This window comes from Janthinobacterium sp. KBS0711, assembly GCF_000988085.1.
In the GTDB taxonomy this organism is placed as follows: domain Bacteria; phylum Pseudomonadota; class Gammaproteobacteria; order Burkholderiales; family Burkholderiaceae_D; genus Janthinobacterium; species Janthinobacterium lividum_E.
The window spans coordinates 668287-682573 of sequence record NZ_LBCO01000035.1; the positions used below are offsets into that span (position 1 = coordinate 668287).

The following is a 14287-nucleotide window of genomic DNA, read 5'->3' on the forward strand; positions in this document are numbered from 1 at the left end:
TCACGAGCAAGTACATCAATCTGATGGTCGGCGGCGGGCGCCATCCGCGCTTGCCCGGTGCGGGCGACGGCACGGTGCCTGCGGGAACCCTGCTGTTCCCGGGCGCCGGTTTTGAAGGCCCGCCCAATGCCACTTACGCCGACCTGGGCTGGACGGCCTCCGGCGACGTGGTAGGGCAAAAAGTTGCCGCAGGAAGCGACGCCGACCGGCAAGCGGCAGCCGGCAAGCTGGGCTCGGGTGTGTTCAATTCCCTCATCGGGGCCGGTGACGTGGCCAAGGGCAGCCTGACGTCGCCCACCTTTACCATCTCCAGGGACTACATCAACTTCCTCATCGGCGGCGGCAACCATCCCTACGCCAGCCCCAATCCCACGGCGGTGGTGCTCAAGGTCAATGGCAAGGTCGTGCGCAGCGCCACCGGGGCGGACTCCGAGCTGAACTGGACAAACTGGGACGTGCGCGAGTTCGCCGGACAGCAGGCCCAGATTGTCATCATCGACGACAACGACGGCGCCTGGGGACACATCGTTGCCGACGTGTTCGAGGCATCGGACCAGCCAGCCAAGCCCGTCAGCGATGAAACGACGGTGAACCTGCTGGTCAACGGCCAGGTGGTGAAAAGCGCAACCGGCGCCAATGCCGAAACCCTGAACTGGCGCAGCTGGAACGTGGATGCCTACCGGGGCAAGAGCGCGCAGATCCAGGTGGTGGACAAAAACACGGGCGGCTGGGGCCATATCCTGGTCGACCATATCGTTTTTTCAGACGCTGCCAAGGAAGAAGCCAACTGGCTCGACTACGGCGCCGACTTTTATGCCGCCGTGACCTGGAACGGCATACCCGATGGCAAGCGCATCGGCCTGGGCTGGATGAGCAACTGGGACTACGCTGGCAACACGCCCACCACCCCATGGCGCAGCGCCCAGACCTTCGCCCGGGAATTCACGCTGCGCACCATCGGCGGCCAGGTGCGGCTGGTGCAACAGCCGGTGGACAACTTCAGCTCACTGCGCACCAAGGCGCTCTACAGCGCCCAGGACCGTTCCGTGGCCACCGGCGTGCAAGCACTAGCTATCACCCCCGCCCCGGGTCAGGCCCTGGACATCGTGGCCAAATTCCAGCCGGGCAGTGCCACCGGTTTTGGCCTGAAGGTGCGCACCGGCGCGAATGGCGAAGAAACCGTCATCGGTTATGACGCGGTGGCCGGCGAGGTGTATATCGACCGCAGCAAATCGGGCGACGCCAGCTTCAACGCCAGCTTTGCCGCCCGCCATACCGCCCCGCTGCCCCTGCGCACCGGCACGGTGGACCTGCGCATTGTGGTCGACACCTCGTCGGTGATGGTATTTGCGGGCAACGAGGTGGTGTTAACCGACCAGATCTTCCCGCAACCGTCCAGCAACGGTGTCGCGCTGTTCGCCGTGGGCGGCGCGGCAACGCTGAAAGATCTGACCATCTGGCCTTTGAAGTCGATCTGGGCCAAGCGCTAACGCTGCACGGGAGCTCCAGCATCTGGAGCTCCACTGGCGGGGCGTCGGATATGTAATAAAATGTCCTTCTTTTACGCCTGTAGAAACCGGACCCGCCCCGCCATGTCAGACAGCTTTACCGAAGAGGCGTGCGCGCCGCAAGCAGCCATCGACGATGCTCCATGGCTGCAGCCGCGCGGCTCGAACCAGATGGGCATGAGCCAGTTCAACGAGCGGGTGGTGCTGCAGGCCGTGCGCTTGCACGGCAGCATGCCAAAGGCCGACCTGGCCAGGCTGACCAACCTGAGCACGCAAACGATTTCCCTGATCATCAATCGCCTGCTGGAAGACGGCCTGGTCAGCAAGCGCGCGCCCGTGCGGGGCAAGGTCGGCCAGCCATCGGTGCCCATCATGCTCAATCCGGACGGCGCCTTCTCGATCGGCATCAAGATCGGCCGGCGCAGCCTCGACGTGTTGCTGGTCGATTTCGTCGGCAAGACGCGCGAGCGCCTGTCGTTTCCCTATTCCTTTCCCGTCCCCGACACCGTGTTCGGCCAGATCGAGTCGACGCTCCAAAGCATGGCCGTGCTGCTGGGACCGAAGTTGCTGCCGCGCCTGTGCGGCGTCGGCATCGCCGCGCCGCTGGGCTTGGGCGGCTGGCAGAATCTGCTCGAGATGGCGCCGGAGCAGGCCAACGCGTGGGACAGCATCGACATCGGCCAGCGCGTGCAGGCGATGACGGCGTTGCCGGTCGAGTTCGCCAAGGACACGGCTGCCGCCTGCGTCGCCGAGCTGGTGCTCGGGCGCGGGCGCAGCATCAAGAACTTCCTGTACGTCTTCGTCGACATCTTCATCGGTGGCGGCCTGGTCATCAACAGCCATTTGCACAGCGGTCTGCACGGCAACGCCGGCGCGGTCGGCTCCTTGCCGCTCGGCATGGCCACGGCCGGCGCCAGGAACCCGCCGGGCCAGTTGCTGGGCGACGCTTCCCTGTTCAACCTCGAGCAGTTGTACACCCTGGCCGGGCTGGACCCGGCCGCCGCCCACGACGGGCGGGCGCTGCAGGAACCGTTCGTCACGCACACCGTGGCCTGGCTCGACGACGCGGCGCGGGCCATCGCACTGAGCATCAACAGCGCCACCTGCCTGCTCGACCTGGAGGGGGTGATTATCGACGGCTCTTTCGACCGCGGCCTGCTCGAACAATTGCTGGCCCAGGTCGAGCGCGCGCTGGAATGCTATAGCTGGGAGGGCATCGCCCGGCCGCAGGTGCTCGGCGGCACCGTCGGCTCCGACGCGCGCGCCGTTGGCGGCGCCTTCCTGCCCCTGTACGCGCATTTCGCGCCGGACCGCGACCTGTTCCTCAAGTAAAGGTCCTGTCGCGTTGTTTTCTATAGAGACTAAGAAAAACTCTTGCGATAGATATTGATGTCCTTGCCAACGATAGGCTGGCGCGAAAAGCGTTCGAAGCGCAAACCGAGCTTGTTGATCAAGTTGATCGAAGGCTGGTTCTGCGGCGACACGAGGCCATACACAGCCGGCAGGCACAGCACGTCGCGCGCATGGCGCAGCACGCTAGCTGCAGCCTCCCAGGCCAGGCCCTGGCCGCAATACGCAGGCAGCAGCGCGTAGCCGATATCGGGACCCGGCATGGTGGCGCGTTTGATCAGGCCGCACATGCCGATTGCCACGCCATCGCCGCGGTGCTCGACGATATAGAAAGAGTAGCCGAGTTCCTGCTGCTGCGCGATCGGGCCCGTTTCCAGCGCCGCGCGCGCCGCGTCCACGGTGTGAATGTTGCGGTCGCCGATGGTCGCCAGCCAGGTCGGCTCGTTCACCAGCCCGAGGAAAAACGCCCCATCATCGACACTGGCGGTACGCAGGCGCAGGCGCGGCGTTTCAATCACGATGACCGTATCCGTCATGCCGGCCACTGCATCGGATCGGTCAGCAGCTGGTACATCACGTAGGCGTCGACATAGCCGAGCTGCGCGTGGCGGTAGGCCAGCGGCAGGGTGGCGACAACCGTGAAGCCCAGTTTTTTCCACAAGGTGACGGCGGCCAGGTTGGTGCTGACGACGAAGTTGAACTGCATCGCCAGGTAGCCCGCGCGGCGCGCTTCTTCCATGCAGTGCACGCCCAGCAGGCGGCCCACGCCCACGCCCTGCGCGGCCGGGTCGACCATGAACGAGGCATTGGCCACGTGCGAACCATGGCCAGGCTGGTTCGCCACCAGCTTGTACATGCCCAGCAGGCGCTCCGTGCCCATGGTGGCGACAAAGCTTTGCACGCCGGGGCCGAACCAGTAGGCGTGGCATGCTTCGCGCGTCGTATCGGCGGGGAAGGAATACGTGTCGCCGCCGGCCACCAGGGTCTGGAAGATCGGCCACATGGCGTCGAAGTCGGCTTCGCTGGCCGGGCGGATGTCAATTTCTTTCAAGGCGGTGCTCCCGATAACAAGTGATGGCTGATTGTATCAGCGGCCCAGGCGGAAATTGACCGTTTCGGGCCGCCCCGGCAGGTGCAGGCGCGATTGCGCGCGCGGCGCTTCGCTGACGACTTTCCCGCGCCGCAGCACCAGGCGCCGCGCCGCGCGCAATCGCAGCGCTTCCACGGTACTGCCGCAATCGAGGATCAGCAAATCCGCATGGCAGCCGGGCGCGATGCCGTAGCCGTCGAGACCCAGGATGCGCGCCGGCGTTTCCGTCACTGCCAGGAAGCAGTCGTGCATCGCTTGCTGGCCCGTCATCTGCGCCACGTGCAGTCCCATGTGCGCCACTTCCAGCATGTCGCCCGAACCGAGGCTGTACCACGGGTCCATCACGCAGTCGTGGCCAAAGGCGACGGGGATGCCGGCAGCCAGCATCTCGGGCACGCGCGTCATGCCGCGCCGCTTCGGATACGTATCGTGGCGCGCCTGCAGGGTGATGTTGATGAGGGGATTGGCGATGGCCGCCACGCCCGCCTCGCGGATCAGCGGCAGCAGTTTGCTCACATAATAATTGTCCATCGAATGCATGGATGTCAGGTGCGAGCCCGTCACCCTGCCCTGCATGCCAAGGCGCTGGCTGTGGAAGGCCAGGGTTTCGATGTGGCGCGACAGCGGGTCGTCCGACTCGTCGCAATGCATGTCGACCATCAGTCCCCGTTCGCAAGCGAATTCGCACAGCAGGCGCACGGATTCCGCGCCGTCCGCCATGGTGCGCTCGAAATGCGGGATGCCGCCCACCACGTCGACGCCCATGGCGATGGCCCGCTTCAGATTGTCGAAGGCGCCGGGGCTGCGCAGGATGCCGTCCTGCGGAAAGGCCACCAGCTGCAAATCGAGATACGGCGCCACTTGCCGCTTGACGTCGAGCAGCGCTTCGACGGCCAGCAGTCGCGGGTCGCAGATATCCACGTGCGAGCGGATGGCCAGCAAGCCCCGCGCCACGGCCCAGTCGCAATACTGCAGGGCGCGGTCCACCAGCGCCTGCTGCGTCAATTGCGGTTTCAGCTCGCCCCACAGTGCGATGCCTTCGAGCAGGGTGCCGGACGCGTTCACGCGCGGCAAGCCATAGCTGAGCGTGGCGTCCATGTGGAAGTGGGCATCGACGAACGGCGGCGTGACGAGGTCGCCGGCGGCGTCGATCTCTTGCGCGCCCGTCACGGGCAAGGCGGGGCCGACGGCGGCGATGCGGCCGCCCTCGATGGCGATATCGATGGCGCGGCGCCCATCGGGCAGGCTGGCATTGCGGATGACAAGGTCCATGCGGACACTCCTTCGGTTGACTACGGTACCTGGCGCTTCCAGTGCATTGTCATCGTATCTTTCAAGAATGCTGCAGCGCAAGAATATAGTCACTGGCAAAAGCGTAGCCATAGATTCCATGACAACGCTTTGCGCGGGCGCAAACTTCCGGCAAATGCCGCCAGGCGCATGAATGAAGCCAGCACACGGCACACGCCCTTGAGAAAATAGCTTTCAACTAACTCGAATCACCGCTAGAATATTCATATTGCGTTGCATCATAAAAAGTCTATGATCAGCTGTTTAGCACGCTACCTACTTTACAAAACGCGGCCAACTCTGGTTTTCGGGATTTTGCAGAGCGTTTTGCCAGCATTTTAATCCGTACAAAGGAGTAAATATGTTTCCGCTTCCTGAACAATTTTCCAGCGCCGCCAAGTCGCAACTGGAAAGCCAGCTGCAAATCTTCAGTACCCTCACCAGCAAAGTCTTTGAAAGCGCCGAGAAAATCATCGCGCTGAACCTGAACGCCGGTAAGGCCGCCATCTCGCAGACGGCGGAAACGGCGCAGCACCTGCTGGAAACGCAGGACCCGCGCGACTTCTTCAGCTACAGCAGCAGCCAGGCGCAGCCGAACATCGAGAGCGTGCTGGCCTACAGCCGCCAGCTGTTCGGCATCGCCTCGAGCACCCAGGCGGAATTGCTGGCCTCGGCCAAGGCCCGCCTCGACGAAGCCGCGCCTGTCGCCGCAACGGCACCCGCTCCTGCCGCAGCCAAGCCTGCACTGGCCACTGTACCTGCTGCGCCTGCCGCTGCGCCTGCACCGACGCCAGCAGCGCCACCTGCCCCCGTTGCCGCCAAGCCTGCCGAAGTGGCCAAGCCGGTAGCCAAGGCAGCGCCCGCCCCTACTCCCGTTGCCGCGCCGGCAGCCAAACCAGAAGCAGCGCCTGCCAAGGTTGCCGAGAAAGCCGCCGACAAGCCAGCCGTGAAAGCGGTGGAAGCCAAACCGGCAGCCAAGCCTGAAGCGGCCAAGCCCGCACCTGCACCCGCCGCCGCACCTGCACCAGCACCAGCGAAAGCGGCCGCGCCAGCACCGGCCAAGCCAGCCGCAAAGCCATTCCCTTCGAGCAAACCGGCCGCCAAGCCAGCCAGCGCCGCCGGCAAGACCGTGGCCAAGGCCGCAGTGAAGCACGCCCCTGCGCCAGCCGCCAAGCCGGCAGCCAAGGCAGCGCCCAAAGGCACGCCATCGAAACAGCTCGACATGCTGGGTGGCGCTAAAGGCAGCGGCCGCAAGTAAGCCTCGCGCACAGTACTGACGCAGCAAAACAACGGGCTACGGCCCGTTTTTTGCGTGCCCGTCCACAGCGCGCTTTTCCGCCTTGTTGTATCCTACGCGTACTTTCCGTCCGCGTGCCCGCCCTTCCGCCCCGCGACACCCCATTACTATAAAACAAAAGGTAACCATGAGTTTATCGAGGCTCATCGCCGGCTTCGTGCGTCAGCATTGGCCGGCGTATGCCGCCGCTGCCGTCATGCTGACAGGCGTGGCAACACTGACCGTCTGGATTCCGCGCCGCGTGGGCGCCATCATCGACGCGCTGGCCGCGCACCGCATGACGGCGGCCGAACTGTGGCTTGAGCTGCTGACCCTGCTCGCCGTCGGCGTCGTCATCTACTTCCTGCGCGTGGGCTGGCGCATCACCCTGTTCAAGGCCGCCTACCAGCTGGGCGTGATGCTGCGCACGCGCTTTTACACGCGCATGTCGCAGCAGGGCGCGTCGTTCTACCAGAACCAGCGCACGGGCGACCTGATGGCGCTGGCGACGAACGACATCGACGCCATCGAAATGGCCGCCGGCGAAGCCATGCTGGCCGGCTTCGACGGTACTTTGACCCTGTTGATGGTGCTCGGCATCATGCTGCTGGGCGTGGACTGGCGCCTGGCCTGCATCGCCCTCCTGCCTTTCCCCCTGATGGGACTGGCTTTCTGGCGCATCTCGAGCCACATCCACACGGCGTCGACGGATTCCTTAAAACGCTTTGCGGCGCTGAACGACCATGTGCAGGAATCGCTGTCGGGCGTGCGCACCTTGCGCGCACTGGGCCTGGAAGAGCGTAGCAGCAAGCAGTTTTCCACCCTGGCCGGCCATGCGGCCAACGCCAGCCTGACGGCGCAGCGCTGGGAAGCGGCGTACGAACCGGCCGTCGGCCTGACCCTGACAGCCGCCACGGCGCTGACCCTGGGCCTGGGCGGCTACCTCGTGTGGCAAGACCAGCTGACCATCGGCGCGCTGACGAGCTTTTCCATGTACCTGGGCCAGCTGATCTGGCCCATGTTCGCCGCCGGCTGGGTGCTCTCGCTGATCGAACGGGGGCGCGCCGCCTGGCAGCGATTGCAACCGATGCTGGACGCCCCGCTGGCCATCGACGACCACGGCACCATCGCCACGCTCACGCCCGGCCCCCTGCAATTGCAGGACGTCGGCTTTGCCTATGCTGGCCAGACGGCGCCGGCCCTGTCCGGCATTTCGCTGCATTTGGAACCGGGCCAGACCCTGGGCTTGGTGGGCCCGACGGGCAGCGGCAAGTCGACCCTGCTGCGCGTGCTGCTGCGCCAGGTGACGCCGCAATCGGGCACGGCCACGTGGAATGGCGAGGCGCTGGACGCCTACACTTTGCATGCGCTGCGCGCGGCCATCAGCTGGGTGCCGCAGGAGTCATTTTTATTCTCCGCCACCATCGCCGACAATATCGCCCTGGCCCGTCCCGGCGCCACGCGCGAGGAAGTGGAGCGGGCGGCGCAGCTGGCCGACATCCACGACGATATTTTGCAGTTCCCCGAGGGCTATGCCACCCACGTGGGCGAGAAAGGCATCACCCTGTCCGGCGGCCAGCGCCAGCGCGTGGCGATTGCCCGGGCCCTGCTGGCCGACAACGGCTTGCTGCTCTTGGATGATGCGCTGTCCGCCGTCGACACGGGCACGGAAACGCGCATCCTGCAGCACCTGGAAGAACTGCGCGCGCGCCGCCCCGAGCGCAGCGCCATCATCGCCAGCCACCGTCTGAGCGCCGTCGTCAACGCGGACCTGATCCTGGTGCTGCGCGACGGCCACGTCACGGAAACGGGCAACCACGACGCGCTGATGCAGCGCGACGGCTGGTATGCCAGCCAGTGGCGCTATCAACAACTGGAAGCCAGCCTCGATGCCATCTAAGACCGACCAAGCCACCACCGCCACGCAATCCGTGCGCCGCCAGGCCGCGCAAGCCATCGGCCTGCTGCGCCGCGCCGCCGCACCCGACCTGCGCCATTTATATTGGGCCACGTTCTGGCTGATCATCGCCGCCGCCCTGGAAGTGACGGGCCCGATACTGGGCAAGGCCCTGATCGACCAGCATCTGCTGCCGCGCAACCTGGACTGGACGCGCATGTCCTTGCTGCTGGGCGGCTGCCTGCTGACGGGCTGGATCGCTTCCGGCCTGCGCTATCTGCAGCTGGTGCGCCTGTCCGGCCTGGCCATGCGCTCCGTGCAGCGCCTGCGCGAAACCGTCTACCAGCACGTGCTGCGCCTGCCGATGGCCTTCTTCGACCGCGCCATCACGGGGCAACTGGTCAGCCGCGTCACCAACGACACGGAAGCCGTGAAATCGCTGTACGTGCAGGTGCTGTTCGTCATCCTCGACAGCTCCATCGTCCTGGTCGGCACTATGGCCGCCATGGCTTTCCTCGACTGGCGCTTGATGCTGATCGTGCTGGCCCTGCTGCCGGCCGTGCTGGTCATCGTCTTCCTGTACCAGCGCTGGAGCGCGCCAGCCGTCACGCGCGCGCGCGCCCTGCGCAGCGAGATCAACGGCCAGATCGCCGAATCGATCGGCGGCATGAGCGTACTGCAGGCGAATAACGCGGAAAAACGCTTCGGTGCGCGCTTCACGGACATCAACCAGGACCACTACACGGCGCGCATGCAGGAATTGCGCGCCAACGCCTGGCTGCTGCGCCCCGCGCTCGACATGCTCAACATCGTGCTGCTGGCCGTCGTCATCTTCAACTTCGGCCGGCGCGAGATGGGCGCCGTGGAAGTGGGCGTGCTGTATGCGTTCATCAGCTACATCGCGCGCGTGATCGAGCCGCTGATCCAGATCACCATGCAGTTCAGCCAGTTGCAGCAATCGGTGGTGGCCACGGCGCGCGTCTCGGCGCTGCTGGACGAAGCACAGGCGCTCGAGCACGCGCAGGGACGGGAAACTCCGGCCCTGCGGCAGGCGCAAACGGGCAGCGAACTGCCCGCCGTCGACATCAGGAAGCTGACCTTCGCCTACGTGGAAAACCAGCCCGTGCTGCACGACCTGTCGCTGACGATACCGCAAGGCGCCTTCTTCGGCATCGTCGGCCACACGGGCAGCGGCAAGTCGACCCTGCTGTCCCTGCTGCTGCGCTTTTACCCCGTCACGCAGGGCAGCATCGCCATCAATGGCGTGGCCCTCGACAGCATCGACAACGAGCACTTCCGCGCCGACGTGGGCCTGGTGCCGCAAGACCCCTTCCTGCTGGCCGCCTCGGCGCGCGAAAACATCGACATGGGCCGCGGCTACACGCAGCAGCAGATCGAGACGGCCGCGCGCGCCGCCCATGCGCACGACTTCATCGCCGCGCTGGAACACGGCTACGACACGCCGCTGGGCGAAGGCGGCTCGCGCCTGTCGTCGGGGCAGAAGCAGCTGATCGCGATTGCCCGCGCGCTGGCCGGCCAGCCGCGCATCTTGCTGCTCGACGAAGCGACGTCGCGCATCGATAGCCAGACGGAGCAGATCGTGCAGCTGGCCCTCAATGAATTGCGCGGCAAGGTCACCATCATCGCCATCGCCCACCGCCTGTCGACCATCCGCGAGGCCGACCGTATCATCGTGCTCAATCACGGCCGCATCACGGAAGCGGGGCCGCACGACGCCCTGATGCAGATCGAAGGCGGCCTGTACCAGCGCCTGTACCTGCTGCAGCAACTGGCGCAGTAATAGCGCCTTGTCAACGTCCGCCGTGTGCACTTTCGCAAATTTCTGCGGTGCGCATGATATTTCTTGATTGCAACAGAATATAATCTGTTACAGACAGGTGGTTATTGCGGGAGCGGGACGTTGGCAGGCAGACAGAGACGGGCATCATGGCGAAAGGCGCATTGGCTGCTGGTATTGGCCTGCATGCTGCCGCCTGCCGCGCACGCCCAGGTCGGCAACCTGGAGCAGTATCTTGCCGCCGTGCGCGACGATGGCCGCTTCGTGCCCGCGCGCGCCCTGCAGCGTCTGCAAGAGGTGGAAACCCAGGCGCGCAGCGCCCCCTTGCCCGTGCGCGCGGAATTCCTTACCCAACTGAGCAACGCCCGCATGCGCCTGGGGCAGAACGATATCGCCATGCAGCTGGCCGAAGAGCTGATCGCCTACGCCCGCATCAACAAGAGCGACGTGGCGCTGGCGAAGGGCATGCTCAACAAGGCCTACATCACGTTTGCCCGGAACGAACGCCGCGCCTCGCACCTGCTGGCCTTTGAAGCGGAACGCATCGCCAATGGCACGGACGACTTGCCCGTGCGCGTGCAGGCCACCATCAGCGCGGGCCAGTCGTGGGCCGAGGAAGGCAATTTCCCGTTTGCGCTGGCCAAGCTGCAGGCGGCCGTCGACCTGGCGCGCCAGAGCAAATCCCCGTCCAGCCTGGCCGCCGCCCTGAATGCCCTCACCCTGCTGTACACGCAGATGCGCGAATACGACAAGGGTTTCGAAGTGCTCGATGAATTGCTGGCCGTGTCCAGCACCCTGGCGTCGCCGGGCCGCATGGCGCAGGCGAAGAATACGGAATACGGCCTGGCGCTCGACGCGCAGCAGCCGCAGCGGGGCCAGCGCGCCCTGCTGGCGGCCCTGGCGCTGGAACGCCAGCTGGGCGCGCGCGCCATGGTCGCCGTCACCCTCGTCAATCTGTCGGACAGCTACCTGAAGGAGGGCGATTACGCGCGCGCGCTGCGCTACGCGAATGAAGCCATCACGGCGGCGCGCCTCGTCAACGATGAGCAGGTGGAGGCGACGGCGCGGCTCAATATCGGCCAGGCGCTGATCGGCCAGGGCCGGTTGCAAGAAGGCAAACAAAGCGTGGCCACGGGCTTGGCCTACTACGAACGCACGGCCAACCAGCCGGAAATGCAGGCCGTGCTGCTGGAATACGGCATGGCGCTGGAAAAGGCGGGCGACCTGCGCGGCGCCGTCACGGCGTATCACCGCGAGCGGGGCATTTCCAACCAGCTGTTCGAGCAGCAGCGGCAAAAGGCCGTGTATGAGCTGCAAGAAAAGTATGAGGCGGAAAAGAAACAGCGCCAGATCGAGCTGCTGAGCCGCGAAAACCAGCTGAAGAGCACGGAAATCGACAACCGCCGCCTGCAGCAGCGCGTGTGGTGGCTGCTGGCGCTGGTACTGGCCATGGCGTCCGCCATCGTTGGCTTGCTATACCGCAAGGTGCGCCATGCGAACGTGCAGCTGAAGGTGAAAAACCAGGAACTCAAGCGCCAGAGCTCGCGCGACCCGCTGACGGCCCTGTACAACCGCCGCCATTTCCAGGAATTCATGCGCAGCCATGCGGGCAAGCCGCAGCCATCCTATGCCGGCGGCGATGTCGTGGGCGCGCTGTTCCTGCTCGACGTCGACCATTTCAAGCACATCAACGACGGCTACGGCCATGCGGCGGGCGACCTGGTGCTGACGACGATCGCCGAAACCTTGCACGACGTGTTGCGCGAAACGGACATGATCGTGCGCTGGGGCGGCGAGGAATTCCTCGCCTTCCTGCCGGCCGTCGCGCGTGACGGGCTCGACGACATCGCGCGGCGCATCCTCAATGGCATGGCGGCGCAAGTCATCCATTACCAGGGGCAGACCATCCAGGTGCACGTGTCCGTGGGCTTTGCGCCGTATCCGCTGGCGCCGCTGGGACGGCCCCTCACGTGGGAACGCAGCGTCAACCTGATCGACATGGCGCTGTACCTGGCCAAGGCGCACGGACGCAACCGGGCGTATGGCTTGCGCGGTTTTCAGAACGTGGAAAAAACGACGCTGGAAGCGGTGGAGCAAGACCTGGAACGCGCGTGGCGTGACGGCTTTGTCGATTTGAGCGTGGTGCTGGGGGGAACGGACGGGGTGGATGGTGCAAGTGCAGGGACGGCGGCGCAGGGCAGCCAGGCTGGCGCCAGCGAAGGCGTCGCCGCAGCCGCCATCACCTGACGGCAGCTGCGGGGCGCGCTGATGGCGTGCTTACTTGTGCGCGGCGTCCTGCATCTTTTCGCCGGCTTTTTCCACTTTCTTGCCCACGGCATCGGCCGCTTCGCTCATTTTCTTGTCCGCGTCGGCGGCGACCTGGTCCATCTTGGCGCCCGTATCGGCAGCGGCCTGGCTCACGGCAGCGTCGGCCTTGGTAGCGGCATCCTTGATGTCGGCTTCAGCCTTGGCAGCGGCCGCATCGATCTTTTGGCCAGCTTGTTCCGCAGGACCGGCGGCGGCGACATCGTCCTTCTTCTGGCAGGCAGCCAGTGCCACAACCATCATCCCGGCGGCGCACACGGTCATCCAATTTTTGCTTGCTTTCATGGTATTCCCTTTCATTGTTATCAAAAGACACAGATCAGTTCGCAATATACACCTGCCTAAAATTTTCTAGCGTGCGCTAACGCACATAAAAACAGGCTTTTGTGGCGTAGTTGTAAGCAATGGTATCTTGATATCTTTTAGCCATGTTTTCCCTGTACCGGAGGGGGAGCCTGATAACCATCCGTCAGGGTGTGCAGGAAGGCGATCACATCGGCGATCTCCGCGTCGTTCAGGGCCGGCGCCTGGCCCGGCTGGCGGTCGAACGGCGCTTCCACGTTCACGTTCGCCACCAGGCCGGGCGGCAGGTCGTCGTATTTGCGCACCTTGCCGTTCTTATCCGTCGGATACCATTTTTGCGGCGCCGTATCGCGCTGTACGTAGAAGCGCAGCACCTGCTCCAGGCTGTCAAAGCTGCCGTTGTGGAAAAACACCTTGCGCAGGGCGACGTTGCGCAATGACGGCGTCTTGAAGCTGCCGCAGTACTCCTTGTGCGCCATCAAGTCGGTGCGGTCCGGGCCGCACAAGCCCATGTCGAAGAACGCCGGATCCGCGTTGACGGGCAGCTTGCCATTGCGCGGCACGCCAATATTGATCAAGCCGTAATCGGTAAATTGAGGGAAGGCGCCGCCGGAAGTGACCTGGCTGATGTGGCAGGACGCGCAATTACCCTTGCGTTCATCGTTGAACAGAGCCAGGCCGCGCGCTTCCTGCGGACTCAAAACGGCCTGCTTGCGCAGCACGGCGTCGTACTTGCTCGTGTACGGATAGAAATCGGCAGGGCTTTCCTGGAACACTTCCAGCGACATCAGCGCCCAGCGCAAGGCCTGGCCCGGCTGCTCGAAGATATCCGCGCCATACGTCTGGCGAAACTGCGCCGCCAGGGGGCCCGCCTTCAATTTGGCGACGACGGCGGCCGCATCGCGGTTGCCCATCTCGCGCTTGGACAACAATGGCGCCAGCGCCTGCTCGTGGCCCGACTGGGCGCGCCCATCCCAGTTGCGCCCGCCCGTGGGACCGGCGTCGACGCTGTCATCGCCATCGTCGTCATGATAGTGCTCGGTGAAGGCGGGCGCCGTCTGCAGGTAACGCAACGAGGGCGCGGCGCGCGTACCCGCATCCTTCAATTCCGGGCCGCCCAGCTGCACCGCCAGCCCATTCGGCGGGCCGTACGCGTGCTCGGGACTGTGGCAGCTGGCGCACGACATTTTTCCTGAGACAGACAGACTGGGCTCGAAAAACATGGCGCGGCCCATGGCCGTCATCTGGGCCACGGAAGGCTGGCGTTGCAGGGTGGGCGCGTAGGCGCCCGACAGATAGGCGGGCTTGGCGACGGCTTCTTTTTGCGCTGCAGGATGGCAGGCGGCCAGCAGACAGGCGGCCACGGCGGCAAGCAGCAAGGTGAAGTTCGTTTTCATCATGGGCTGGCAGCGTAGCAACGGCATGTGACAGCTGCGTGACAAAACCCTGC

Annotated in this window: 11 protein-coding genes; 6 read left to right on the forward strand and 5 right to left on the reverse strand. The window is 65.0% G+C overall.

Translation table 11 applies throughout. The features are described from left to right. Together VM94_RS28405 and VM94_RS26170 are read left to right on the forward strand one after the other, a co-directional pair. On the forward strand, nt 1-1490 hold a 1490-nt coding region (locus VM94_RS28405; protein ID WP_046686323.1), incomplete at its 5' end, for a glycoside hydrolase family 32 protein. Nucleotides 1491-1592: 102 nt separating this feature from the next. Continuing rightward, complete coding sequence (locus VM94_RS26170) at nt 1593-2840, forward strand: ROK family transcriptional regulator (protein WP_046686051.1); 1248 nt, start codon at nt 1593-1595, stop codon at nt 2838-2840. 29 nt (nt 2841-2869) lie between these two features. On the opposite strand, the gene VM94_RS26175 is transcribed toward VM94_RS26170, so the two are convergent. Genes VM94_RS26175 through VM94_RS26185 form a run of 3 tightly spaced genes read right to left on the reverse strand, consistent with a single transcriptional unit; the run spans nt 2870 to nt 5220 of the window. Then, complete coding sequence (locus tag VM94_RS26175; protein WP_046686052.1) at nt 2870-3394, reverse strand: GNAT family N-acetyltransferase; 525 nt, start codon at nt 3392-3394, stop codon at nt 2870-2872. Further along, nucleotides 3391-3909 carry a GNAT family N-acetyltransferase gene (locus tag VM94_RS26180; RefSeq protein ID WP_034747283.1) on the reverse strand — a complete coding sequence of 173 codons (519 nt, stop codon included), beginning with the start codon at nt 3907-3909 and terminating at the stop codon, nt 3391-3393. The genes VM94_RS26175 and VM94_RS26180 overlap by 4 nt, the downstream gene beginning before the upstream one ends. A gap of 36 nt (nt 3910-3945) precedes the next feature. After that, nucleotides 3946-5220 (reverse strand): amidohydrolase family protein, encoded by a 1275-nt coding sequence (locus tag VM94_RS26185; RefSeq protein ID WP_046686053.1) that lies wholly within the window; start codon nt 5218-5220, stop codon nt 3946-3948. 379 nt (nt 5221-5599) lie between these two features. Between VM94_RS26185 and VM94_RS26190 the strand changes: the two genes are divergently transcribed. The 4 genes from VM94_RS26190 to VM94_RS26205 all read left to right on the forward strand — a co-directional run bounded on the left by VM94_RS26190 (nt 5600) and on the right by VM94_RS26205 (nt 12456). Next, a complete protein-coding gene (locus VM94_RS26190) occupies nt 5600-6496 on the forward strand; it encodes a phasin family protein (RefSeq protein WP_046686054.1) in 897 nt (298 codons plus the stop codon). 166 nt (nt 6497-6662) lie between these two features. Continuing rightward, entirely contained in the window at nt 6663-8414 is a 1752-nt protein-coding gene (locus VM94_RS26195; protein ID WP_046686055.1) for an ABC transporter ATP-binding protein, read from the forward strand. Then, complete coding sequence (locus VM94_RS26200) at nt 8404-10212, forward strand: ABC transporter ATP-binding protein (protein ID WP_046686056.1); 1809 nt, start codon at nt 8404-8406, stop codon at nt 10210-10212. The genes VM94_RS26195 and VM94_RS26200 overlap by 11 nt, the downstream gene beginning before the upstream one ends. Before the next feature lie 183 nt (nt 10213-10395). Continuing rightward, complete coding sequence (locus VM94_RS26205) at nt 10396-12456, forward strand: sensor domain-containing diguanylate cyclase (protein ID WP_235433021.1); 2061 nt, start codon at nt 10396-10398, stop codon at nt 12454-12456. A 30-nt stretch (nt 12457-12486) separates the two neighbouring features. Here the strand turns inward: VM94_RS26205 and VM94_RS26210 are convergent, their stop codons facing one another. Together VM94_RS26210 and VM94_RS26215 are read right to left on the reverse strand one after the other, a co-directional pair. Further along, nucleotides 12487-12819 (reverse strand): hypothetical protein, encoded by a 333-nt coding sequence (locus tag VM94_RS26210; protein WP_034747273.1) that lies wholly within the window; start codon nt 12817-12819, stop codon nt 12487-12489. Between the two features lie 137 nt (nt 12820-12956). Further along, the gene (locus VM94_RS26215) at nt 12957-14237 is read right to left on the reverse strand and encodes a cytochrome-c peroxidase (RefSeq protein WP_409929614.1); all 1281 of its coding nucleotides are present in this window, start codon (nt 14235-14237) and stop codon (nt 12957-12959) included. Between the last annotated feature and the right edge of the window lie 50 nt (nt 14238-14287).

What these genes read in the sequence shown, in the direction of transcription:
- VM94_RS26185 (WP_046686053.1), bottom strand. Translation starts at nt 5,220, where the DNA reads ATGGACCTTGTCATCCGCAATGCCAGCCTGCCCGATGGGCGCCGCGCC.
- VM94_RS26195 (WP_046686055.1), top strand. Translation starts at nt 6,663, where the DNA reads ATGAGTTTATCGAGGCTCATCGCCGGCTTCGTGCGTCAGCATTGGCCG.
- VM94_RS26175 (WP_046686052.1), bottom strand. Translation starts at nt 3,394, where the DNA reads ATGACGGATACGGTCATCGTGATTGAAACGCCGCGCCTGCGCCTGCGT.
- VM94_RS26210 (WP_034747273.1), bottom strand. Translation starts at nt 12,819, where the DNA reads ATGAAAGCAAGCAAAAATTGGATGACCGTGTGCGCCGCCGGGATGATG.
- VM94_RS26170 (WP_046686051.1), top strand. Translation starts at nt 1,593, where the DNA reads ATGTCAGACAGCTTTACCGAAGAGGCGTGCGCGCCGCAAGCAGCCATC.
- VM94_RS26215 (WP_409929614.1), bottom strand. Translation starts at nt 14,237, where the DNA reads ATGATGAAAACGAACTTCACCTTGCTGCTTGCCGCCGTGGCCGCCTGT.
- VM94_RS26200 (WP_046686056.1), top strand. Translation starts at nt 8,404, where the DNA reads ATGCCATCTAAGACCGACCAAGCCACCACCGCCACGCAATCCGTGCGC.
- VM94_RS26205 (WP_235433021.1), top strand. Translation starts at nt 10,396, where the DNA reads ATGCTGCCGCCTGCCGCGCACGCCCAGGTCGGCAACCTGGAGCAGTAT.
- VM94_RS26190 (WP_046686054.1), top strand. Translation starts at nt 5,600, where the DNA reads ATGTTTCCGCTTCCTGAACAATTTTCCAGCGCCGCCAAGTCGCAACTG.